The sequence below is a fragment of the Arenibacter latericius DSM 15913 genome, assembly GCF_000424985.1.
Lineage (GTDB): Bacteria > Bacteroidota > Bacteroidia > Flavobacteriales > Flavobacteriaceae > Arenibacter > Arenibacter latericius.
Map to the genome: position 1 here is coordinate 1 of NZ_AUKX01000008.1, position 24,572 is coordinate 24,572.

Consider the following 24,572-nt stretch of genomic DNA (forward strand, 5'->3'; position numbering starts at 1 on the left):
GGTGAAAAACATCATTAGCATCCTCATATCCCTGCATCAGCATAAATACGCGTTGCTTTAAAAGTTTCTCTATCGTATGGGTGACTAAGATGGGATTGCGACTATCTGGAATAAATTTACTGAAATACCTGATTAACTTGTGTTCCCGCTCTATTTTCTCCAGTAAAACCAGAGAACCATCAGAACTTATTTCTTCTGCAGAAAAATCTACGGAAATTGATTTTTTACCTCGGTAGAAAACTGTATTTTTAGTACTCAAAATTGGGTGATTTTAGTGTTAGTAAAGATGCCTGTAAGCTCTTTAAATATAACACTTTACACCCAATTTTACTATATACCCATGAATTATCCGGGTTATGCTAATCAAAAATCTTTGTCCCTGATCCTGATCGGAAGAGACCTAGCCCCCGAAGCATCGAATATTGACTCGATTAAACCTAGAACAAGTACCCCTATATAAATGAGTGCGGAGACCATAAATATAGTCCCGATTACCAAAGACATAGTTTCTAATAAACATGGAGACCTCTACTGTTTTTGCTGGATTAGAAACGGAGTTTCCTCCATAGAAATCGACAACAAAGAGTACTACAATGTATCTAACTCCATATTTTTATTGAATCCTCGGCATACTTGGAAAATAAATAAACCAAATAACGAAAACTCCTCTGGCTATCTTCTTTATTTACCCCAAGAGGCATTGGATCATCCTCTTATTAACAAACTACATATCACCGAAGTACAACTCTTTGTTTCCGAGCAAATTCCAAAGATAAACTTAGCCCCAGGTATTGAAAAAAGGATAGAAGCAATTTTGGAAATGATGGACGAACTCCTAGGCTCTCATCTCAACCACAAAGAAGATGCGCTACTATCCCTACTACACACCTTTTTTGTGTACTGTGACGGACAGTGTAACATTAAATCCATTATGGCAGAAAATAATGCCAAAAAGACGCTCGTCTACAAATTTAAAAGATTGGTCAATCATAAATTCTCTGAATATCACGAAGTAACAGATTACGCTAAATCTCTAAATGTGTCTAACAAATACCTTAATCAATGTGTAAAAGAAGTCCTTGGTGTTAATGCCAAAAAAGTGATTACGGAACAACGAATAATGAGATCTAGGCACGAGTTAAAGTTTACTGATAAATCTATCAAAGAAATATGCTTTCAATTGGGATTTTCCTCCCCAGACTATTTCAGTTATTTTTTTAAAAAACACACTGGCATTACCCCCACCACATTAAGACAGGCCTAAGTTCCTAATTTCTATAGATATGCCGTAATATTCGCAGTTTTCGAAAGTGATTATTCCCTTAACTTACAGTAAAACAATATTATGGACAGAAAGAAATTTATACAGCATTCCTCTTTAGGCTTTGCATTAGCCTTGATACCAGGAACATTACAAGCGAAAGGATTCCCAACAACTAAAAATGACCCATTAAACAACAAGCCAAAAATAGTCGCTGATGAAGAAGGTGAGGTATTAAACGTTATAGGGGACATCCAGACCCACAAACTTTCAGGGAAGGACACGGGCAACCAAATTGCAGAATGGGTAAATAATGTCCCACCCGGAGTGGGCATACCACCGCATATACACACCAAGGAAGACGAAATTTTCAGGGTGGTGAAAGGACAGGTCGAAATAATGGTAGGTGGGGAAATTACCATTTTAAATGAAGGCGATATAGCCTTTGCACCAAAAAACATTCCTCATTCCTGGAAGGTTATAGGAACAAAAAATGCTCAAATGTGTACTTCAGCATTTCCTGCCGGGATCGAGGAAATGTTTATGGAATTATCCAAACTCCCCGAAGGCCCACCAGATTTTGATAAGGTAGCCGAAATTTGCGGAAAACATGGAATAAGCTTTATATAACAAAAGATTCATTGTGAAATAACGCTAGTACACTGATTAACTCAGGAATCCCCCCTTTGTTAATTACTTGCTAGTGTTCTAGTAATAGCAAACGGCATTACCCTATTCCATTTATAATTTTAGCCAATTTGTATTTACCCTCTATAGGCATATCATTCACAAAAATTTCTATGCCCCGGTTAAGCTCCATAAAACTCTTTTGAAAGAAGTTTTCATTCCCAAGGAGATTATTATCTTTAAGGCATTAAAAGGGATAATAATGAATAGAATTTACTCGATTGTATTAGTTTTTAGCGTTTTTATTTTTTCCATAAATGCCCAACAGCTTAATACTAGTATGGATACAACGGTAACCACTTCTGGACAGGTTACCATAAAAGGGGTACCAGTAAAATATAAGGCTACAACCGGAAAACAGCCGGTGTGGAATGATAAGGGAGAAATTATTGCAGGTCTCCATTACACTTTTTACGAGCGATCTGGTATTACGGACAAGTCCAAAAGACCCCTTGTTATTTCCTTTAATGGTGGTCCTGGGTCAGCATCTGTTTGGATGCATATAGCCTATACCGGACCTAAAATCCTTTCCATTGATGATGAAGGTTACCCCCTACAGCCCTACGGCATTAAAGATAATCCCCATTCTATTTTAGATGTAGCGGATATTGTCTACGTAAACCCTGTAAACACCGGATATTCCCGTGCGGTCAACACCATGGATAAAGGAGAAATGGCAAAAAACTTCTTTGGAGTAAAACAAGATATTAAATATTTAGCCAGTTGGATAGATACCTTTGTCACCCGTGAAAACCGATGGGCTTCTCCAAAATATTTAATTGGTGAGAGTTACGGTACTCCAAGGGTATCTGGACTTTCTCTAGAGTTACAGAACGCACATTGGATGTATTTAAACGGGATTATCCTAGTATCACCAACCGGTTTAGGGATAGAACGTGGCACCGCAGTTGAAGCTGCTAATCTACTTCCCTATTATGCGGCAACAGCTTGGTATTTTAAGAAACTTCCAACGGATCTTCAAGGGAAAGATTTAACCGATATGTTACCAGAAGTGGAAGAATATACGGTAAACCAATTAATTCCGGCAATGGTCAAAGGTGGCTTTTTACCCCAAACAGAAAAGCAACAAATCGCTGCCCAAATAGCTAGATATACCGGATTGTCTAAAAAAGTAATTTTAGAACATAACTTAAGAATCCCAAAAGGGTTTTTCTGGAAAGAATTGCTTCGCGATGAGGGCTTTACCGTAGGAAGGCTAGATTCTAGATATCTTGGTATAGATAAGATGGATGCAGGTGACCGTCCAGATTATTCAGCGGAGCTTAGCAGTTGGTTACATTCTTTTACCCCAGCGATTAATTACTATATGAAAAATCACCTAAAATATGAGACGGACCTAAAGTATAATATGTTTGGCCCCGTACATCCTTGGGATAGAAGCAACAATACTACCGCAGAGGATCTACGTAAAGCCATGGCACAAAACCCCTATTTAAAAGTTCTAGTACAAGCGGGATATTACGATGGAGGAACAGATTACTTTAACTCTAAATACAACCTATGGCAAATGGATCCTAGCGGAAAATTAAAGGACCGTATGAGTTGGAAAGGATATAGAAGCGGACATATGATGTACTTGAGAAGTGAGGATTTGGCAACTTCTAATGAACATATACGGGAATTTATTAAGCAAGCTACTCCTGAGGAAGGTGCGCCTGCCCAGTATACTAGGAAGAAATAGCGCTATAAAATGACTATTAATTGGTTAGCTGAAGGCTAATTGCTATTACTAAAAACTATGAGGAAATTTAAAGGTGCTTTATTACTAATTATAGCGATCTTTCTCTCCATAATGCTTGGCATAGCAATATTGGATCCAAAACCTGCATTAATAGAAATAATTTCAGTAGAAATAACCGCCTACAATCTTGGCAGGATTGTAGGTTACTTTATACCCTGGCTGCTAAGTTTTATTTTGATTTTCCTTTCCTTTAAATTTGGGGTCACATTTTTGTTTAAAAAACAACCACAGTCAAATAACGAACTAGATTAATTTCTAAGTTTTATCGGCATTTACGGTTCCACTTCATCCTGATCTACTGACGGTAATAAGAATGAAGTCCGCCTAGCGTGAGCGCTAAGATATTATTAGGTCAACTTTTCTGAAAAATGCCGAAATCCCACAACCGTTTTCCACATTTAACATTAGAAAGATTTTCAGACTAAAAGATTACCAATGCCATTTGTTTGAAAAATTTGTAATTCTAAACGGTAGTTCAGCGAACAAATTAGGAAATTATCAATTTTTTAACTTTTTTTATGATTAAAGGCTACGATATTGTCAAAATCATTAGCACCTTTCCTACTATTCTGTTCGCTTGGTTTTTCCCAGAGCATCAATTTTGACCAGCTGGATAAGGAAAAATGGTTGCGGTATAATGGTGGAGTGGCTGCAAATACAGTCTACTATGACGGTACCGCTAACAGACAAGACCTTACCTACTACCTTACTGGCAACCTAAATTTTAATGTAGCCGGACTCTATAATATTCCATTGTCCTTTACCTATTCCAATCAAAATTTCGATTTCCCCAATCCATTTAACTTTAACAGGCTAAGCTTACATCCTTCCTACAAATGGGCCACCGCGCATATTGGCGATGTAAGCATGAGTTTCTCTCCCTATACTTTAAGTGGACATCAGTTTACTGGAGGCGGATTTGAACTGAATCCCGAAGGAAAGTTCCAAATCAGTGCTATGTATGGAAGATTTCTAAAAGCTACAGAGTTCAATGAAGAAGAGTCACGGGCAATAACCGCCTACAAACGTATGGGGTATGGAGTGAAGACCGCTTATGATTTTGAGTTCATGAAACTAGGAGTTATCCTTTTTAAAGCAGAGGACGATGAAAATTCCATTGAGAATCCTTTTCCAATGGAATTAGGGCTATCACCAAAAGAAAATGCTGTGCTTTCCTTTGAGTCCGAATTCCGGTTATTAGACAAAGCCCAAATCCGAATAGAATATGCAATTTCCGGAGTTACCGAAGATACTCGCCTCACAGATGCTCCATCTTCCAACGGTATACTTGGCTTTATACTAAAGGAGAATATCACCACCAATTATTACAATGCCCTAAATGCCTCGTTTAGCTATCCCGCCGGGAACGGCACATTGGGGGTTGGGTATGAACGTATAGACCCAGAGTACAAGACTTTAGGCGCTTACTATTTTAACAACGACCTAGAAAACATTACCGTAAACGCTAGTCAGACCTTGTTTGATAATAAGGTGAGCCTTAGTGTAAATGCGGGACTACAAAAAGATAATTTAAACAATGCCAAATCATCAGACCAACAACGTGTTGTAAGTTCAGTAAACCTAAATTATACGGCATCGGAACGATTGGGGATTAATGCCGCCTATTCCAATTTTCAATCCTACACCAATATACGTGATCAGTTCGATTATATTAATCAAGTTGGGGAGTTCGATAACGTGGACACTTTAAATTACCGACAAATATCACAAAATGCCAACCTCGGTTTTAACTATATGGTGAAAAAGTCTAAAGACCAGCAACATACTGCTAGCCTAAATATGGTCTATCAAAACTCAAATAACCAACAAGAAGGACAGACTATAGAGGGCGGAAATAATGCCTTCTATAACGGCTCTGCGGCTTATACCCTAGGATACTTAGAGCGAGCTATGACGGTAACCTTGGCAGCAAACACCTCTTACAATACCATAGGTGCAACAGACAATAGTCTAACCTTGGGCCCAACTATAGCTGTGGGAAAACAGTATTTTGACAAAAAACTACGCGCTAATCTTTCTACTTCCTATAACACCTCCTTCGCCAATGGAGAGCAACAGAACAAGGTCTATAATTTTAGATTAGGCGGCAATTATGCGCTATTAAAAAAGCATAACCTCAGCCTTAATTTTATGGCACTGTTTAGGAGAACCGACTTAAATAGCTCTCGTGATATTACCATCACCCTTGGCTACACTTATTCTTTTGACAATTTTAAGTTAGAATTTCAGCAGGGAAATCGCAATACCCAAAATCGCAACAGCAGCTCCAAGGAAAGCACCCTAAATTTTCGCTATAGAAACGTCACTTATAGTGGCACCATTCCAGAAATTAATCGACAATTAACCCTCGTTTTCCAAAGTCCACAGTTTGCTAATATCCCACAATATAAAAAGGATGAATTAGGCATGTTATTGGCATGGGTAAAAGCGCAGCGAACAGTCGGGGATTATAAAGAAAAGGCTTTAGCATTTTTACAAGCCTTGTACGATTATGGGGATTTTAAAGCCCTATTTAATACCTCCCTTTTTAAGGTGATATCTAGAATTAAACTAGATATGAGAAAAATTGATTTTAAACTAGAGAAGCTTTACGTAGAGACCAAGGTTAAACGTGATGAACACCCTTTAACCAGAAACACAGACAATCTAAAATCCACTAAAAAAGAACAAAGTGATTACATCCAATTATAAGCAGATCACAAAGAGAGGAGTCAGAAATTATTTGGACATCGATGGATGGAGAAAGAATTTGCCCAATATAATTCCATAGCGGTAGTAGAAACCCCCTATGGACATCTAAAAGGATTCATGGACCGCATTACAACAAAAGCATATCGGTTATACGAGAAAAATGGAGATTTAGAAAAGCTAGAGTACTTGTTAGAAAACGAAATAATTGATTATTACTATAAAAAATCTATTGGTACGGTTAACCCAGATGCCTATGAGTTGAGATATATAAACAAGAACTAATAGGATTTTTGAAACCGATTCTATTTAGTTCAGTAACAAACGTTGGAATATGGAAAATGATGGAATTAAATTAATTAGAAAAATACTTATCATATTAATTATTTCCTTGGGTCCTTTATTAGGAGAGCAAGGGAATGCCTATTCCCAATCATTTCCTGTACAGGTTATCCTTCAGGCCACCCCTCCTCCTCCCATTTATTTCTCCGAATATGCCGATGCAAGTACCATTAACAGCCCCTTACGAGTACAACTGACCCTGAACGATTTTCAAATCGCTAATAGGGAAGTGCGACTCCGGGTCTACTTTCAGGGAAATGGCATCAAATTCCGCAGCAACGATATGGTGGTAGGGACAGGTCCACTCTTTTTAGAAGGAGGAAGTCCATTAGTCCTTACCAATGTAGACTTGGCACCCTATTTTAAATTTGAAAATATTACAGGCATTTCACCCAACGTGTATGGTAAGGCCATTCCTGAAGGAGCCTATCAATTTTGTTTTGAAGTATTGGATGCTACCACCGGTAAACAGCTTTCACAAAAAAGCTGTGCGGTCAGCGTCATTTTTCAGAACGATCCCCCGTTCCTGGTTGCACCGAGTAACGGGAGCACTGTGACCGAGACCAATCCGCAAAACATCATTTTTCAGTGGACTCCTAGGAGTATCAATGTCACCAATGTAGAGTATGAGCTAAGCCTAGTAGAGATCTGGGATAACGTAATAGACCCACAGGCAGCGTTTTTAAGCTCACCCCCAATATTCCAAACCACTACTACGGGAACCACTTACATCTACGGGCCGGGAGATCCACTATTGTTATCTGGGAAAAGGTATGCCTGGCGTGTGAAATCCAAAGCAAAACAGGGGACCGAGGAAATTGGGCTTTTTAAAAATCAGGGGCATAGCGAGATCTTCTCTTTTACGTATGCTGGCAACTGTGAACTTCCAATGGGCCTGAACCACGAAGTAAAGGGCAGTACCAACGCCAACATTATCTGGGAGGACCTTTCCACAGATGTGCCGGAATATACCGTGCGCTACCGAAAAAAAGGGAAATCCAACGCATGGTTCATTAGTAAGACCACCACCAATCAGCTCACCCTTTGGGACCTAAAGGCAGGCACCACCTACGAATACCAATTACAGAAGAAATGTGCGGTAACCGGTAGCGATTGGAGCATGGTAAAACAGTTTACCACTTTTATTGTGAACAATCAGGCCAGCATGTACGAATGTGGTATTGTGCCCAATTTTAGCCTAACAAACAAAGAGCCCCTACCCACTATCACCTCTGGGGAGCAGTTCACTGCTGGAGATTTTCCCATTACCCTTACGAAAGTAAGTGGCGAAAATGGCCGATTCTCAGGGCAAGGCTATGTCACTATTCCTTATCTGAACAGCATTAAGGTAGCCGTGAAATTCACCAACGTACTCATCAATACAGAACACCAACTAGCAGAGGGTATGGTAATCACCAAGTACGATCGAGAAATGAAGAATATCTTGGATGTTGATGCGGCAATTGATGTGGTTACCGATGCCTATGATGCCGTGGCAGATTTAGGCGATACAGTAGATAATATTTTAAGGGATGTATTTGGAGAGGAATCAGATGATACTGAGAGTAAAGTAGAGGAGGAATTTGTTAATAACAGTGAACCCAATTCCAATTATGAGGGTGGAACTACTACTATTGACAAACAAGTAGAGGCAATAATACCAGGCCAAGACAATTCTGCTATCTCTGATATAGAAACTAACAACAATTTAGATTCAACTGCGGAAAATTTAGACACATCCCATACAACATCATATGCATCTGACAATCCAATAAAAACCGATTTAAAGCAAGCCCTAATAAGTTATAAAGTTAATAGATATAAGGACGGGGACATTATTGATGTTGCATATCGTAAAAATTTAGACAATCAAAGTTTCGAAGTTTTAAATATCCCCGAAGATGCTAAAATAGTATGGAGCACACATGCTAATATAAAGGATAGTATATCCGATAATTGGGTCGGTAATGGAACCGGAATAAATCTAGACTTATTCGAATATGAAACGATCATCTTAGAAGCCAAATACTGGTCCCCAGCGAGCACCTATCCAGACGGTGAACCCAATAATATAAGGGTTGGAATTAGAGTCATAAAAAAACAGTTTGAATTAAAGGAGCTTTATGCAAGACATAGCAAAAGAAGACTTGCTAAATCAGGGCAAAAGTTATATCTGTTAAATAAAGTTGCTAACAAGGATACATCAAAAAATAAAACCATTGCATATAGTATCACAACAGATATTAAAATACGGGAAAACAATATCGGTGATTTAAGTCTCCAATGGTACTATGGGAAATCCGATTTACATCCAAAAAACAAGGCTAAGATAAATATCGAAAGAAAAATTAATTTAAATGATGATAAAACAAACACTACCGTTAGAGCAGGTTACCCAATAGGAGAAAGTAAAAGTATCGATATAGTGTGGGTTGACCCCGATTACCAGAAATTTGGACTTACTCTGAAATCAAGCTCAAATCCAATCATAAAAAAAGCATTGGAAGCTACTGAAATGACCAAGAGAGCCTCCAAGTTCTTTGATAAAATACCTTTTATAAAAAAAGCTAAAAGTAAAGGTGCTTTTCAGGAAGGGAAAATCTCTTGGTATTTTGATATTATACCATTTGAAGTTGAGAAGATAAATAAAGAAGAATCAAATAGTCGTTTTTATTATACAGAAAAGAAGGTTCGGGGTGGCTTCAAAGCCGGACTAAAAGGAGAAACCACAATATGGACATGGGGCGTACCCTACGATAAATTACCTATCCCTAAATGGGCTATTAAAGAAATAAAGGACGTCTTAACTGCTGAAATAAATGTTGTAGCTAAAGCAGACGTAACTGGTTCGCTAATTGCAGAAACCACAGAGAAGAAAACTGTAGGTAGTGAAAAATGGCAATTTGTAAGCAAAAACATAAACCCGGCATCTCTAGCCTTAAATGCAGCCTTTGGCGTAGAAGGGGAACTCAGTGCTTTTGAGGGTAGTGATTGGCTATCATTTGAAGCAAAGGCTTCAGGCCTTGCAAAAGCAGAACTCATAAGTGTTGGTTGGCATGGAGACGACTTTAACTACCACCTTCTTAGGGAGGGGATTTGGATGGATTTTAGAGCTTCCATGTATATAGTTGTAATGTCTAAAAAACTAGAGACAAAGCCATATTATAAAAAAATTCAGCTGATGGAGCCTATTAACCATACTAATGAATAAATAGTACAGTGCTATATTTTTAACCCCTCATAAAACAAACCATATATGAAAATTAGATTCATACTCCTAGCTGTTTTAATATACACCTTCCCTGGCAATGCGCAAAAAGATAATCTTGGCGTAGTGGTAGAATACAGTATTCCAATTGATGTTGCCTTTAGCGTATATGACCCACCCTTGCGAATCAATCAGGTTAATATTCAGAGCGATATTGATTATTCAAATATACAAGGGCTTTTGCAGTCGTTTTTGTCCGCATCCAATATGGAGTGGGCTTTGAGCGATTATTTAGATGTAAACGCGACTACCTCCCGTGATGAAGCACATTTTGAAGCCGTAAAGAATACAGATGTAGAAAAAAATTATATCCAACTAGAAACTGCCTATCAATTTAGGTATGAAAATAGAATGATGGCCTATATAAAATATTCATTTATTATGGACAAAGTGCCATTTCCCCTTATCGGGATGATGTCTGCAGAATTCTCCAATAATCGATGGTATATAAGTACTCTTTTAAACCAGGAAGATGTATTCACCGTACTTACCAATTTAGAGTCATCCGTCTTAAAAGAATTATTTTCGGGCGTAAGTGACGACAATTTAGTTGAGGACATTATTACAACAACACATCGCAATGGTTATTTTGATATGTTTAAGATAGGCCAAATTTATTCTGAATTAAATGCCGATTCTCCTATCAAAGAGAAGATAATGGATAAAAGGTTGCTAATAAGAGGGTATGAATTTCTAAACGCCACTACCTCCTCCGTAGCGGAAACATCAACCCACAAAATTCTTCATCCATTTGTTCTAGATCAAGCAATATTCTCGGAATATTCAAATAAAGATAAAGGGGTAAGTAACGATGAAAGTGGTCAAAATGATTATGAAAATCAGCCTGAAGCGGTCCTATTAACAGACACCCCCATAGATCTGATACATAAATTTGAGTTTATTTCCGGAGGAAAAACTTTCTATATAATTAAATACATAGATCAAGACACCAAAGCAGTTTTAATTGATAATGACAACGGGAATTTTGTAATAAATACTTCTGATCAATTTAGCGCATGGGTTAACTTTCTAGGAAAGATTAAATCTGATGTATTTATATCTCTTTTTAACAATGCACCGCAAGACGCTACCCTTCAAGAAATCATCAACTCTTTTGGCAAAGAAGATGGTGGAATTAATCTGGATTTAGTGGTAGATTACTTTGAACAAAACAGTGCGGACCTTAACAGCTATTTTGATAATTAAGAAATACTTCGCAAGTATAAAAACAATAAAAGAAATCCCGTGAATGCTATCTTCACGGGATTTTCTATGTGTTAGCTACAGAAATATTAGCCTAAAATTTCCTATAATTTAAAAGTCATTACCGGTGTCTTGGAACGATTGGCAAGATCTTCCCCAATACTTCCCATAAAAAAATGGTTAATTCCTTTTCTACCGTGGGTGGGTAGTCCAATAATATCGGCACTTCTACTTTCTCCAAACGATAATATCCCTCTTTCTACAGAATAGTCATTAAATATCTCTACCTCTAAACTTACCTTTGCCTCGTGTAAAAACTTATTTATCTTTATAAAGGCATCTTTTGTACTTAAGAAATTGTCTCCAGGAGTATTTACATACACCATTATCAATTCTGCCGCTAGCTTATCTGTCAAAGCTTTCGCTTTATGGAATGCAGGTAGGTTCTCCTCTTCAAAGTCGCAAGCAAAAACAAATCTTCTTACCTCAAAGTCTACAATTTCATCTTTAATCACTAGTACAGGAACATTGGCATTTCTTACCATTTTTTCTGCATTAGAGCCCACAAACAACCCTTTTATTCCAGACGCTCCATGAGAACCCATAATTATTAAATCTGCATTATGCTTTTCTGCAATGGCATTCACCTCACTATATACCTTATGCCGTTTTACAATAGGGGTTAGCTTTATCCCGTTTAAGTAGGGCTTGTCTAAAAATTCTTCGAATTGCTTTTCGGCATACCTCATCAAGAAAACCGCCTGTTGCTGAACCACATCTTCATTACTGGTCATCCAAGAATCGGACATTTCTAGCATGTGAAGTACAAAAATCTCTGATCCAAATTTCTTAGCAATAGACGCCGCTGTTTTAAGGGCGACTTCCGATGTTTCAGAAAAATCGACTGGTACAATAATTTTTTTCATAATGGCATAATTTTAAAATTCACTAATTATATGATGGGTTTCCTTAAATAGTCATAGAAAACAATCTAGTCTCCGGGGCTTTTCTATGTAGTAACAAATCAAAAGCCATACTAATATTACGTATAAATGGCCTCCCTTTCTCTGTAACCTCAATTTGGTTATCTTCTATTATGACGAGTCCATCCTTCTCCATTTCAATTAATCTATCCCGAACCTGAGGCAGTTCTGGAAATACGTTATCGTTGATTTGCAGGTCTGTTTTAAACCTACACATTAAATCTAAGATATGCTTGCGAACCATCTTATCTTCCTTGGTTAGAATATGTCCCTTAAAAATAGGGATAATATTATTCTCTATAAGGTGGTCGTATTCCTCTATACTTTTTACGTTTTGAGCAAAACTATCCCAGCTATCGCTGATACTAGATACTCCCAACCCAATCATCACCTGAGTTTTAGAAGCGGTATAGCCCATAAAATTTCTATGAAGACTCCCATTCTCCATGGCTTTGTACAAGCTATCAGAAGTTAACGCAAAGTGGTCCATACCAATCTCATAATACCCCACTTGAGCCAAAAGCTCTTTTCCTTTCTCATATTGTTTCCGTTTTTCATCTGCCGTAGGTAGATCGGCATCTTGGAAACCCCTTTGTCCGTTCCCTTTTAACCAAGGCACATGGGCATAACTATAAAATGCCAAACGATCTGGCATTAATTCCTTGGTCCGCATTATAGTCTCTTCTACATGAGCCTGGGTCTGAAAAGGCAATCCAAATATAATATCATGACTTACAGAAGTGTATCCAATTTCCCTAGCCCATTCCGTAACGTTTTTCACATTCTCGAAAGGCTGAATTCTATGAATTGCAATCTGCACTTTCATATTATAATCCTGCACCCCATAACTAACTCTCCTAAACCCAACATCGTATAGAGCTTGTAAATGCTCCTTAGTGGTATTATTGGGATGCCCCTCAAAACTAAACTCATAATTTTCAGCTCTTTCCGCAGTTCTAAAAATCCCTTTAATTAATCGGGTTAAATTTTCGGGTGAGAAAAATGTTGGCGTCCCACCTCCCAAATGAAGTTCTTTTATTTTGGGTTTCTCTGGCAACAAATCACAATAAAGCTGCCATTCCTTTAAGACATTGCTTATATAAGGACTTTCAACTTCATGCCGTTTGGTAATCCGCTTATGACACCCACAAAAAGTACATAGACTTTCACAGAAAGGTAAATGGATATACAAACTGATTCCTTCTGATTCATTACTCTTTATAAAACTATTGATTAGTGTAGATTTCCACTGCTTCCCCGAAAAACTTCCTAAGTCCCAATACGGCACTGTTGGGTAACTGGTATAACGGGGTCCCGGGATATTGTATTTCTGAATTAAATTGGCCATGACTTAATAATTGTGAATGATTTATCAAAATTACTATCCTAGCCTCACTTAAAATATGATGCTTATCAGGTTTAACCATCTCCAGCAACTCCCAAGAAGCATCATAAGGTTATAAAAGCGCTTTTCTTATTGAAATTCCTTATATAAATCTTTCCACTCTTTAATTTATTTTTTAATCCATATTTTTGCAGTCTTAAAAAACAACGGATTATGACATTACTTTTAATGGCCGCAGGAAGTGGCAGCCGATACGGGAAACTTAAACAATTTGATGACTTAGGGCCAAAAGGCGAATTCTTAATGGAATTCAGTATCTATGATGCCATAAAAAATGACTTTGAGCATATTGTCGCTATAACAAAAAGAGAAAATGTAGATTATCTTAAAGAACATCTTTCTCAGAGATTACCTAAAAATATTAAGATAGATGTCCTTGCACAAGAATTAGACGATCTTCCTGAAGGAGTTACCTATTCTGGAGAGCGCGCAAAACCTTGGGGAACTGCACATGCTGTATGGACTGCCAGAAATGTAATTGATGGTCCATTTGCCATTATCAATGCTGATGATTATTACGGGCAAAATGCTTTTAAAAGTGCAGCTGATTTTATAAAATCTAATAAGAGTGATTCTACTTACGGGTTAGTAGCCTATACCCTAAAAAATACATTATCAGAACACGGATCAGTATCTAGAGGGGTTTGTAATTCTGAGAACAACAAACTAACTTCTATTCACGAGTATATTCAAATAGAGAAAAACGGAGATACTATCAAGGATTTGGATAGTGGGGCCGAATTTACTGGAGAAGAGTTAGCTAGTATGAACTTCTGGGTTTGTCAACCTTCTATATTCCCTTTTATCACAGGATATTTAACAGATTTTATAAAGAATAACGACAATATCGCAAAAGGAGAAATATACCTTCCCTTCGCTATTAAGGAAATGATAGGTCAAGACCTTATAGATGTGGATGTACTTCCATCTAAAAGTCAGTGGTTTGGTGTTACTTATGCAAGCGACAAAGATACTGCCGTTGCTGAGTTACAGAAAATGACGGACAATAATGAATATCCTTCCCCAGTATGGGATAACATCTAGAACTTATAGTTGATGATCGCAGACAAGGCTAGCATGCTCAACAACATATTGGGCAAATTTAAAATAGAGCAGAAAACCTATCAATTTCAAGAAATTACCCAAGGATATATCAATGATACCTACCTGGTGCTAGACCAGAGCGGTCCACTGTATATTCTACAAAGGGTAAACCGCAATGTCTTTAAGGATATAAAGGGACTGATGGGAAATATTGCAAACGCCTTTAATTTCCTCATTGATACGGAATATACTCCTATTTCCCTGATAAGGACCCAAGAGGACGACACCTATTTTGAGGAAGAAGAGAAGGGGTATTGGAGATTGATGACTTATATTAATAATACCACCGCCTATGATAATGCTACCAACGTTAGCATTGCCCATGAGGCTGGTAAGGTGGTTGGTAAATTTCATCAGCTTTTAGCCAAAGCACCTATAGAGAACTATGTGGATACTATTCCACAGTTTCATGATCTTTCTCTACGAGAAGAGCAGTTTAATGATTCTTTAGAAACTGCAAATCCCGAAAAATTAGAGGTTTCTAAATCTTCTATAGCTTTCGCTAAAGCCACCTTGGAGAAATTAAAAGTAATTAACAACTCCAAATTACCCTTGCGTGTCTGTCATAACGACACAAAGTTAAATAACATCCTTTTTTCCAAGGAGAGTAATAAGGCTTTGTGCTTAATTGATCTGGATACCGTGATGAAGGGATATTTTTATTATGATTTTGGCGATGCTATACGAACTGTTGCCAACCAGGCCATTGAAGATGAGCAGGATCATAGTAAAATCACTTTTAAGCGTCCCCTGTTTGAAGCATTTGTTGATGGTCTAGAGGCAAATGGCCCCTTCTTATACCAAGAAGAATTAGATACCTTGGCATGGGGTGCTGTTTTCATGCCCTTTATCCACGGACTTAGAGCGTTAACAGATTATTTAAACAACAACATATATTACAAGGTATCCTATGAAAATCAAAACCTGGATCGCTGTCTAAGTTTGTTCCATTTTACAAATATGGCCTTGCAGGAAATAGATTTTATGGAAGAAGTGATCAAGCAAAAGCTAACCCCTTTAGGCAGGTCATAATCAGACTTTAATGGTCTAGGCTTTTTTTGGTTGAATTACGCATTACCAAACTTGTTTTGATAGTTAGGGTGGAGAATTCCTTAACGGATTTATCTTCCATCCTATCTATCAATTTATTTGCTGCTGCCTCCCCAAGATAGGTTCCATGCTGACTTACTGTAGTAAGAGTAGGGGTTACATAGCGTGATAGTTTGCCGTTGGTAAAGCCTATAATAGAAATATCCTCTGGCACCTTATATCCTCTATTCTTAACTATTCTTAAAACCTCAACCGCGGTGATCTCGTCCAAAGCCATTATCGCATCTACCTTTTTATAATTTAATAAAAAGGACAGCATTAGCTCCAAGTCGTCCTTCTTTCCAAGACGAATCACCAATTTATCATCATAAGGTATTTTGGCTTCATGCAACGCCTTTTTATACCCTTCTACTCGGAGTCTACCTACACTAGAATGATCAATAGCCGTAACCACTGCCACGGTAGAACACCCTGTGCTTAAAAAATAACTGGTAGTCTTATATCCAGCTTCATAATCATCTACTACCACCTTATCACATTCAATTTCACTAGATACCCTATCGAACATTACTAAGGGAGTCCGCTCATCAATCAAATTCTGAAAATGGTCTATTTTATTTTTAAATTGCGTTTCCTCTGCCATGGAAATGATGATCCCATCAACAGTACCACCCCCTAAAAACTCCAAGGTTTTCACCTCTTTATCGTAAGACTCGTCACTGATACAACTCAACAAATTATATCCTCTTTCATTAGCAACTTTTTCTATTCCTGAAAAGACCTGCGTGAAAAAATAATTCAGGATATTGGGCACTACTACGCCAATAGTCTTTGTCTTCTTCTGCCTTAAGTTTAAAGCTAGTTTATTGGGCCTATATTTATTTTCTTTGGCGTAATGCTGAATCTTAGCTTTTAGTTCATCGCTTATTTCATGACTGTCATTTATGGCCTTGGATACTGTAGGTACAGAAACGTTAAATACTTGGGCTATCTTTTTTAAGGTTATTTTATTCATAGTCCTACAATATAGCCCTAATTAAAGTTAACACTAAACATAGATATAATATTGATTCATGGTCACGCAACAATCCCTCCGTCTTCGCTAAGGCGAAGCCACCTCCCCTTAACCAAAGAGAGGTGGCAAAGTCCATAATAATTTTAAATACTAATCTTTATATATACTGATTGATAATGTTCTCAAACAATTCTTGCTTTCCACTTACTAATGGTAATTCCCCATTCTCTTGGGCAATTTGGTACAAGTCGGTAAGGCTAAGTTTCCCATCTTCAAAATCCTTGCCTTTGCCAGCATCAAAAGAACTATAACGCTCGTTGCGCATTTTTTCATAAGCAGAGGATGATATAATTTTATCTGCCGTTATTAAGGCCCTTGCAAAAGTGTCTGCACCTCCAATATGTGCATGGAAAACATCATCTAAATCCGTGGAGTTTCTTCTTATCTTGGCATCAAAATTTACTCCACCACCTTGTAGTCCGCCTGCCTTTAAAAACACTAGCATGGCCTCTGTAGTTTCTTGAATATTATTAGGAAACTGATCTGTATCCCATCCATTTTGATAATCTCCCCTGTTAGCATCAATACTCCCTAACATCCCTGCCTTGGCAGCTACTGCCAACTCGTGCTGAAAAGTATGTTGGGCCAAGGTAGCGTGATTAACCTCAATATTAATTTTAAAATCTTTCTCTAATCCATATTCCCGCAAGAACCCTATAGCGGTAGCAGTATCAAAATCGTATTGGTGCTTAGTGGGCTCCATGGGTTTGGGCTCTATAAAGAAAGTACCTTTAAATCCTTGGGAACGAGCATAATCTCTAGCCATCCCTAAAAACTGAGCCATATGATCTAATTCTCTTCCCATATCTGTATTCAATAAGGACATATACCCTTCTCTTCCGCCCCAGAAAACATAGTTCTCACCATCTAGGGCAATAGTGGCATCCAAGGCTAATTTTATCTGTCCGCCTGCTCTTGCTACCACATTAAATTCTGGATTAGTAGCAGCCCCATTCATATACCGAGGGTTAGAGAAACAATTAGCGGTTCCCCAAAGGAGTTTAATACCCGAAGCTGCTTTCTTTTCCTTAATATAATCGGTGATGGCGCTTAGTCGTTTTTCGGACTCTGCAAAAGTGGCCCCTTCCTGAATTAGGTCAAAATCGTGAAAACAGAAGTAGTCAAATCCCATTTTACTGATAAATTCAAAAGCAGCATCCGCTTTATCCTTAGCGGCCTGTAACGGATCTGTGGCTTGATCCCACTCAAAACTCTGCGTTCCGGGTCCAAAGGGATCACCCCCTTGTCCGCAGAAGGTATGCCAATAGGCAATAGCAAATTTAAAATGTTCGCGCATGGTTTTTCCAGCAACCACCTGCTCTGGATTATAGTATTTAAAGGCTAAAGGATTATCAGACTCCTTACCTTCGTATTTAATTTCCCCAATACCTTTAAAATATTCTTTGTTTCCGATTAATGCCATTTTCTTATTTTTTGCTGTTAATAATTAACTCCAATTCTTTTTTCCACTTCTCAAACGCCATTCTGTAACTAGATTTATCCCCACTTGGTTTAAATGTGTGTACGTGGTCATTATTAGTGATATAAGTGCTGAATTTCTCAAATCCACCCTCGTATATTCCAGCAGCACGTGCCGCTCCTATTGCACCAGTAGTATTGTAAATTTCAATTTCCTGATCTATTAAACTTGCCAAGGTGTTAGAAAATATTTCTGATCGAAATAAATTATCATTCCCCGCTCGCATGGTTTGAATACTAATTCCGTCAGATTTCAATATTTCCATCCCATAGGCAAAGGAAAACGCAATCCCCTCTAAGGCAGCCCTACAAACATGTCCTTTATGGTGATTATTTAGGTTTACATTCAGTAATCGCGATCCTACATCCATGTTGTTCAACATTCTTTCTGCACCATTACCAAAGGGAATTAAACAGACCCCATCCGATCCTACTGGAATTTCATTTGCTAGGGCATTCATTTCTTCATAGGAACCCACTCCCAAATTTTTCAATAGCCATCTGTATTGTATCCCAGCTCCATTAATATTTAATAATTTGCCAATCCTAGGAGTTTCTTTGCTGTAGTTAACATGGGCAAAATTATTTACGCGAGTACTTTCCTTACCGGAAAGACTATCCGTAACCGCATACGCAACAGCAGATGTTCCTCCTGTAGCCGCCACTTCCCCTGGATTAAATACATTGAGTGATAAAGCATTATTAGGCTGGTCTCCTGCCCTGTAGAAGATTGGGGTTCCTTGGGCCAGTCCACTTTCTTTGGCTCCCTGGGCATCTACCTTAGATTGCAGACTAAAAGTATCTACTATGTTCGGAATAAAAGACTCTGGAAGACCATAATGCTCTAACACCAAGCTAGCCACTGAATCTTCTTTAAAATCCCATAGGATTCCCTCAGACAGGCCAGAAATAGTAGTATTCATTACATTGGAAAAGCAATATGCAATATAATCTCCAGGAAGCATTAGCTTGTAAGCCTTACTATATATTTCAGCTTCGTTTTCCTTTACCCATTTTAGCTTAGAAGCCGTGAAGTTTGCTGGGGAGTTTAGCAAGTGTAACTTACATTTTTCTTCCCCAATAGCGGCATACGCTTCTCTACCAATTTCCACTGCCCTACTATCGCACCAAATAATAGCGTTGCGAACAGGATTCCCCTCTTTATCCAACAATACCAAGCCATGCATTTGATAAGCAATACCAATCCCCTTAATCTGATCTTGGTGAATGTTATACTTTTCTTTTATATTCTGTATTCCCTTACATACATACCTCCACCAATCTTTTGGATTTTGCTCTGCCCATCCGTTTTTTAAGGCAATCATATCCATTTCAGACTCTGGCTCCTGCACTACTCCAACAAGTTTTCCATTTGCTATTTCAACCAAGGCTACTTTTATGGAAGAACTCCCAATATCCAATCCCAAATAATACATAACTCACTTCATTATGAGGGACAAAGTCCCAATTTGATAAGACCATAGAGGCCTCTCTCAAATATATTAAAATCTAGGGCAATGAATACTATGTATGGGAATGTGAATAAGGCACACAGAATTAAACTGCATACAAAAACTAACGAGAATTAACCGCAACATACTGTAAATCAAATATATAAAGTTGAATTCGATTAAGATTGAAAGTCTCGAAAACGGTTTCGTAGAATATTAGAACAGAGCGCCTTTACTTTAATTCAAGAGGACAAAACTGCTCTACAATTACTCTTTCTTATTGATCAGGCCTTTGGTGAATTCGTTCAGCGTTTCTACTTTTTCCTCAAAATCGCCTTTAATCGTTTTTCGGAATTCGCTAAGATTTTTCACTAAGTCATCTATATTTTCTGGGAGTACATCCTCAAAAAACTGTCGTAAGCGCTTAGCGGTTGTAGGAGATTTTCCATTAGTAGAAATAGCTACTTTCACATTTCCTTTGGTAACAATACTCCCCATATAAAAATCACAATAAGGAGGATTATCCGCAACATTCACCAAAATTTTTCGCGCTCTACAGTCATGATAAATCTGTTGATTAACCTCGGTATTATCAGTAGCTGCAATCACCATATGGCGCCCTTCCAAGTAACTACTATGGTAAGAATCCTTGGTTATTTTAACCTGGTGCTCCTTGGCAAGTGCTAAGGTATCATCCAAAAATTGGTTTGCAAGCATTTCTACCGTTGCTTTGGGGCTCGACTTCAGCAAAAAGGTCAGTTTTTCTAACCCTACATTTCCTCCACCAACTATAAGAATATTTAATTGGCTTACTTTTAAAAAAATAGGGTATAATTCGTTCCTTTCCATGGCACTGCTTTAAGTTAAAATAAAGATGTTTTATTTAAAATTATAAATGGGATGGCAATTTCACTTCCCTTGAATCGCATTAGCAGATAACTTTATAAACGCAAAGCAACTCCTATACTTAAATTGGCGACTCCAAAGCCTAACTCAGCATAGGCTCCAAAATTATCTGTAAAATACCATCTCCCTCCAATAAATGCACTTATTCCTAATTCGTTTCCATAGGTACCAGCTGCATAATACGTATTATCATAGGACAACATATTATAGGAAAGCATAGCACCTCCATAAACATCCAAATCGTCTATTTCCAAACCATTATAATGATAGGCACCCCTTACTCCTAAAATAGTATAGTTCCATTTATCATTATTATCAAATTTATATGATTTGTGACCTAGATAACCTCCCAAGCTAACCACACCAGGTCCCGGAACATCCCACATCCCATATTCGTAACTAGCACTTATAGACGGTCTTTGGCTAAGGGATTCTACCGTATTATAACTACCGCCTAATCCAAAGCCTACATTAATTACACTGGTTCCTTGCTTAAACTCTTGCCCATTAGCAAATGAAGTGATAAATAAGGCTATAACAACATAAACAAATGATTTCTTCATTATTCTCTTATAAGGTTAATATCTAGTATACACTAGAAATTTGAAGCGAAGATAATGAATAATTAGGTCGATGATATTCTATTCTCTTGTCATTTCAGCACCTAAGTTTTACTTAGAGGGTTTAAAACAAACTATAGGATACGGCCCGTTTCTTTAGTAGTTGGCAGTCCAAAATTATTCTATGTTTAAGGAGTAGCACCAAAGAAAAAACGGCAGTTTCACAAACACTTTTATTTGTGAAACTGCCGTTATAATTAGACATGAGAATTATAAGATTCTTACTCCCTTATCTGTCCATTTCCGTATACATAGTACTTATTGGTTACTAATTGCTCTAAGCCCAATGGTCCTCTATGATGTAATTTATCAGTACTAATTGCTAGCTCTGCACCTACACCCATTTGTCCACCATCGGTAAACCTTGTGGATGCGTTGTGATATACTGCAGCACTATCCACTTGATCCATAAATGAACCAGCTAAATCTTCATCTTGAGTCATGATAGTTGCCGAGTGTCCTCCAGAATATTTATTGATGCGATCAATTGCCTTGTCTAAATCTTCTACTGGAGATACAACACATTTCATTGCCAAAAATTCTTCGTACCAAGTAGACTCATCCTTAACCTGTTCATTGTCTTTAAGTACTTTAGCAGCCTCACTATCGACCAAGACAGAAACTCCTTGAGAAGAAAGCACCTCATTTAACTCCTTCATCTTATTAGGATAGTCCTCTATATTAGAATTGATTAAAATTTTATCCAATGCATTACATGCCGAAATTTTATCGGTCTTAGCATTTAGGATTACCTTTAAACTTTCTGCCCAATCTGCTGTTTTATCTACATACAAGAAATTATTCCCACGACCACTTACCAAGACTGCACATTTAGCGTGTTCTTTAACAAAGGCGATTAAACGTTCACCGCCACGGGGAACAATCAAGTCTAACTTCTCGGTAGGATTTCTTAAGAACTCTTGAGTTTCTTCTCGGTTCATATGGAGCAACTTAATCCAGTCGGTATCTAGTCCGTTTTCTTTTAACGCTTGATGCCAACATGCTTCTAAAGCTATATTACTGTTAATAGCTTCTTTACCACCTTTCAATAATATTTTATTATTGGCTTTAAACGCTAATACAGCTGCTTCTATGGTAACGTCTGGTCTAGACTCATAAATAATCATAATGGTACCAAAAGGCGCTGTTTTATTTTGGATCTTAAGTCCATTTTCTAAGTTGCGCTCCGATTTTATCTTCCCTACAGGATCCTCCTGATTAAGAATTTCCTCTATGGCCCCAATCATTCCATCTACCTTCTTTTCATCAACAATGAGTCGATCATACATCGCTCTATCAGATTTATCAAATAGATCGAGGTCTTTTTTATTTGCAGCTATAATTTCCTGTTTATTGCGGTCTAGAATCTGCATCATGGACTGCAATACCTTGTTCTTTATATCTGTATTTAATAACTTCATATTATAATTTTATCTTCTATTCTGTTTTATATCTTATTACTTATACGGTAACCTTAGTACCAACACTTTTTCCTTCTACAATATCCAGAATCACTCGTTTATTTTTCCCGTTTGCTATAAAGGTCGGAATATTTTTTGAAGCGGTCTGCTTTGCGATATTTATTTTAGATCCCATACCACCTCTACCTTCAGCTTCACCTTTAGCGATGGTCTTCACGTACTTTTCTACATTCTCATCGACGCTCACATTTTTTATAACCTCAGTTCCTTTTTCATCGGGATGACCTGTGTAAAGTCCGTCTGTATCTGTTAAGATAATCAGTTTATCGGCATTAATAAGCTCGGCTACAAGACTTGCCAACTCATCGTTATCCGAGAACATAGATTTAGTAAGCGACACCGCATCGTCCTCATTTGCAATAGGCACCACTCCTTCAGACATTAATCCTTCATAGCAATTTACCATATTATCCCTATGGTTTCCTGGATTAAAATCTCGTTTAGTTGCCAATACTTGTGCACATTTCATTCCATAATCTTGAAAAATATTATAATAATGACGCATCATTCTTGGCTGACCTATAGCGGAATAGACCTGACGCCGGGTTACCTTATCGGTTATCTGGCTATCTCCCATTACTTCCATTCCCGCTATTACGGAGCCAGAGGATACCAAAACGGTCATAATATCACGCTCGTACAATTCTGCAATCTGTTGTACCAAATGATCAAGGACAGGCTTTACTATCCTATTGTCCTTATTGGTCATCACATTGGTACCTACTTTTATAACTACTCTTTCTTTATACATATCTTATTTTTCTTTACCTAATTCAACCGCTCTATTAAAGGCTGAGTAGGCTGCTTCTTTTATAAGTTCTTTTACATTATTATCTTCCATAGAATCCAAAGCTGCCCTTGTGGTTCCTCCCTTAGAGGCTACTCTATCCATCCAAGAATTAGGAGATAGATCGGACTGGTTAAAAAGATCTACAGCTCCTTCAAAGGTTTTACTCACTAAAACCTTACTATCATTAGTGGAGAAGCCCATTTTTAAAGCTGCTTCCATCATACTCTGCATAAAGTAAAATACATATGCCGGACCGCTACCTGAAATTCCTGTAGAGGCGTCTATAAATTTTTCGGTACTTACATAAATAGATCTCCCGGTAGTATCTAATAAACTTTCAATAGTCAATAACTCTATTCTAGATACCTCCTTGGATGCGGTAAAAGACGTTACCCCCTTACCGATTTGTGCTGGCAGGTTAGGCATCGCCCTAACTACCTTATGAATCCCCAAGGCCTCTTGCATGGTACCTATGGTAACACCTGCCATAATGGAGATTATAATTTGATCTTCACTTAAAAATTCTTTTATGTTTTTAAAAAGATCTTCGCAATGATATGGTTTTACAGCAACAAAAATTAAATCTGCTTTAGGAAGCGCCTCTTCCAATTTGTCGTAAACCTCAAAATGTGAAACCTTTTTTAGGGAGGTGGTTTTTTCCGGGGAATTGTCGAAGATCATTAACTTCTTCTTTAATAGATTTGATTTCGACATAGACTCCGCATAGGTTAGTCCCATGTTACCTGCTCCAATTACTAATACTCTCATGTAAAATTTTTAGTTAATACTTAATTTACACTACCATAATGCTCAAAAACAATGCGAAACCCCGCTTTGCACTATAGAGTTTATCTGTTGCTATGGTATTATCATAGTTAAAACCTATATACACGGCGTATCGACTACTATAACTGGCATTGAGAAACTAGATTAGCAAAAAAGATTTGTCAAAAGTCCGTGATAACGGTATTTATAGCCTGACATAATGTGAAATCG

Annotated in this window: 21 protein-coding genes; 10 read left to right on the plus strand and 11 right to left on the minus strand. The window is 37.7% G+C overall.

Annotated features, from left to right (window positions below; all coding sequences use genetic code 11):
• Positions 1–259, minus strand: a 259-nt coding sequence (locus tag H344_RS0105030; RefSeq protein ID WP_205667127.1) for a transposase, incomplete at its 3' end; no start/stop codon positions are given.
• 201 nt (positions 260–460) lie between these two features.
• Here H344_RS0105030 and H344_RS0105035 point away from each other — a divergent pair.
• The 8 genes from H344_RS0105035 (at position 461) to H344_RS0105070 (ending at position 11,235) form a co-directional block, all read left to right on the plus strand.
• Entirely contained in the window at positions 461–1,264 is an 804-nt protein-coding gene (locus H344_RS0105035) for a helix-turn-helix domain-containing protein (RefSeq protein WP_026809306.1), read from the plus strand.
• An 81-nt stretch (positions 1,265–1,345) separates the two neighbouring features.
• Complete coding sequence (locus H344_RS0105040) at positions 1,346–1,891, plus strand: cupin domain-containing protein (RefSeq protein WP_026809307.1); 546 nt, start codon at positions 1,346–1,348, stop codon at positions 1,889–1,891.
• Positions 1,892–2,150: 259 nt separating this feature from the next.
• A complete protein-coding gene (locus H344_RS0105045) occupies positions 2,151–3,650 on the plus strand; it encodes a S10 family peptidase (RefSeq protein ID WP_026809308.1) in 1,500 nt (499 codons plus the stop codon).
• Positions 3,651–3,707: 57 nt separating this feature from the next.
• Entirely contained in the window at positions 3,708–3,962 is a 255-nt protein-coding gene (locus H344_RS0105050) for a hypothetical protein (protein ID WP_026809309.1), read from the plus strand.
• A 285-nt stretch (positions 3,963–4,247) separates the two neighbouring features.
• Positions 4,248–6,422, plus strand: coding sequence for a TonB-dependent receptor (locus H344_RS19725; protein WP_051254121.1), 2,175 nt, complete (start codon positions 4,248–4,250; stop codon positions 6,420–6,422).
• Positions 6,423–6,467: 45 nt separating this feature from the next.
• Positions 6,468–6,704, plus strand: coding sequence for a hypothetical protein (locus H344_RS0105060; protein WP_026809310.1), 237 nt, complete (start codon positions 6,468–6,470; stop codon positions 6,702–6,704).
• A 49-nt stretch (positions 6,705–6,753) separates the two neighbouring features.
• Positions 6,754–9,972, plus strand: a complete 3,219-nt coding sequence (locus H344_RS0105065) for a fibronectin type III domain-containing protein (RefSeq protein WP_026809311.1) — start codon at positions 6,754–6,756, stop codon at positions 9,970–9,972.
• 45 nt (positions 9,973–10,017) lie between these two features.
• The gene (locus H344_RS0105070; RefSeq protein ID WP_026809312.1) at positions 10,018–11,235 is read left to right on the plus strand and encodes a hypothetical protein; all 1,218 of its coding nucleotides are present in this window, start codon (positions 10,018–10,020) and stop codon (positions 11,233–11,235) included.
• 101 nt (positions 11,236–11,336) lie between these two features.
• On the opposite strand, the gene H344_RS0105075 is transcribed toward H344_RS0105070, so the two are convergent.
• Both H344_RS0105075 and hemN read right to left on the minus strand, forming a co-directional pair.
• Positions 11,337–12,158, minus strand: coding sequence for a universal stress protein (locus tag H344_RS0105075; protein ID WP_026809313.1), 822 nt, complete (start codon positions 12,156–12,158; stop codon positions 11,337–11,339).
• Positions 12,159–12,201: 43 nt separating this feature from the next.
• Entirely contained in the window at positions 12,202–13,563 is a 1,362-nt protein-coding gene (gene hemN / locus H344_RS0105080; protein WP_026809314.1) for an oxygen-independent coproporphyrinogen III oxidase, read from the minus strand.
• Between the two features lie 210 nt (positions 13,564–13,773).
• On the opposite strand from hemN, the gene H344_RS0105085 reads away from it, so the two are divergent.
• Together H344_RS0105085 and H344_RS0105090 are read left to right on the plus strand one after the other, a co-directional pair.
• On the plus strand, positions 13,774–14,664 hold the full coding sequence (locus H344_RS0105085) for a nucleotidyltransferase family protein (RefSeq protein WP_034256178.1): 891 nt from the start codon (positions 13,774–13,776) through the stop codon (positions 14,662–14,664).
• A 12-nt stretch (positions 14,665–14,676) separates the two neighbouring features.
• On the plus strand, positions 14,677–15,756 hold the full coding sequence (locus H344_RS0105090) for a phosphotransferase enzyme family protein (protein WP_026809316.1): 1,080 nt from the start codon (positions 14,677–14,679) through the stop codon (positions 15,754–15,756).
• A 7-nt stretch (positions 15,757–15,763) separates the two neighbouring features.
• Here H344_RS0105090 and H344_RS0105095 read toward each other — a convergent pair whose 3' ends face one another.
• The 8 genes from H344_RS0105095 to proC form a co-directional block, all read right to left on the minus strand.
• A complete protein-coding gene (locus H344_RS0105095; RefSeq protein ID WP_026809317.1) occupies positions 15,764–16,789 on the minus strand; it encodes a LacI family DNA-binding transcriptional regulator in 1,026 nt (341 codons plus the stop codon).
• 157 nt (positions 16,790–16,946) lie between these two features.
• The gene (gene xylA / locus H344_RS0105100; protein WP_026809318.1) at positions 16,947–18,272 is read right to left on the minus strand and encodes a xylose isomerase; all 1,326 of its coding nucleotides are present in this window, start codon (positions 18,270–18,272) and stop codon (positions 16,947–16,949) included.
• A 4-nt stretch (positions 18,273–18,276) separates the two neighbouring features.
• Complete coding sequence (locus H344_RS0105105) at positions 18,277–19,764, minus strand: xylulokinase (RefSeq protein WP_026809319.1); 1,488 nt, start codon at positions 19,762–19,764, stop codon at positions 18,277–18,279.
• A 282-nt stretch (positions 19,765–20,046) separates the two neighbouring features.
• Positions 20,047–20,628: a precorrin-2 dehydrogenase/sirohydrochlorin ferrochelatase family protein gene (locus H344_RS0105110; RefSeq protein ID WP_026809320.1), complete on the minus strand. Its 582-nt coding sequence runs from the start codon at positions 20,626–20,628 to the stop codon at positions 20,047–20,049.
• A gap of 92 nt (positions 20,629–20,720) precedes the next feature.
• The gene (locus H344_RS0105115) at positions 20,721–21,248 is read right to left on the minus strand and encodes a hypothetical protein (RefSeq protein WP_026809321.1); all 528 of its coding nucleotides are present in this window, start codon (positions 21,246–21,248) and stop codon (positions 20,721–20,723) included.
• A 278-nt stretch (positions 21,249–21,526) separates the two neighbouring features.
• Entirely contained in the window at positions 21,527–22,726 is a 1,200-nt protein-coding gene (locus H344_RS0105120) for a glutamate-5-semialdehyde dehydrogenase (protein WP_026809322.1), read from the minus strand.
• Positions 22,727–22,766: 40 nt separating this feature from the next.
• Complete coding sequence (gene proB, locus H344_RS0105125) at positions 22,767–23,537, minus strand: glutamate 5-kinase (protein WP_026809323.1); 771 nt, start codon at positions 23,535–23,537, stop codon at positions 22,767–22,769.
• 3 nt (positions 23,538–23,540) lie between these two features.
• Positions 23,541–24,344 carry a pyrroline-5-carboxylate reductase gene (proC, locus tag H344_RS0105130; protein ID WP_026809324.1) on the minus strand — a complete coding sequence of 268 codons (804 nt, stop codon included), beginning with the start codon at positions 24,342–24,344 and terminating at the stop codon, positions 23,541–23,543.
• Positions 24,345–24,572: the final 228 nt, after the last annotated feature.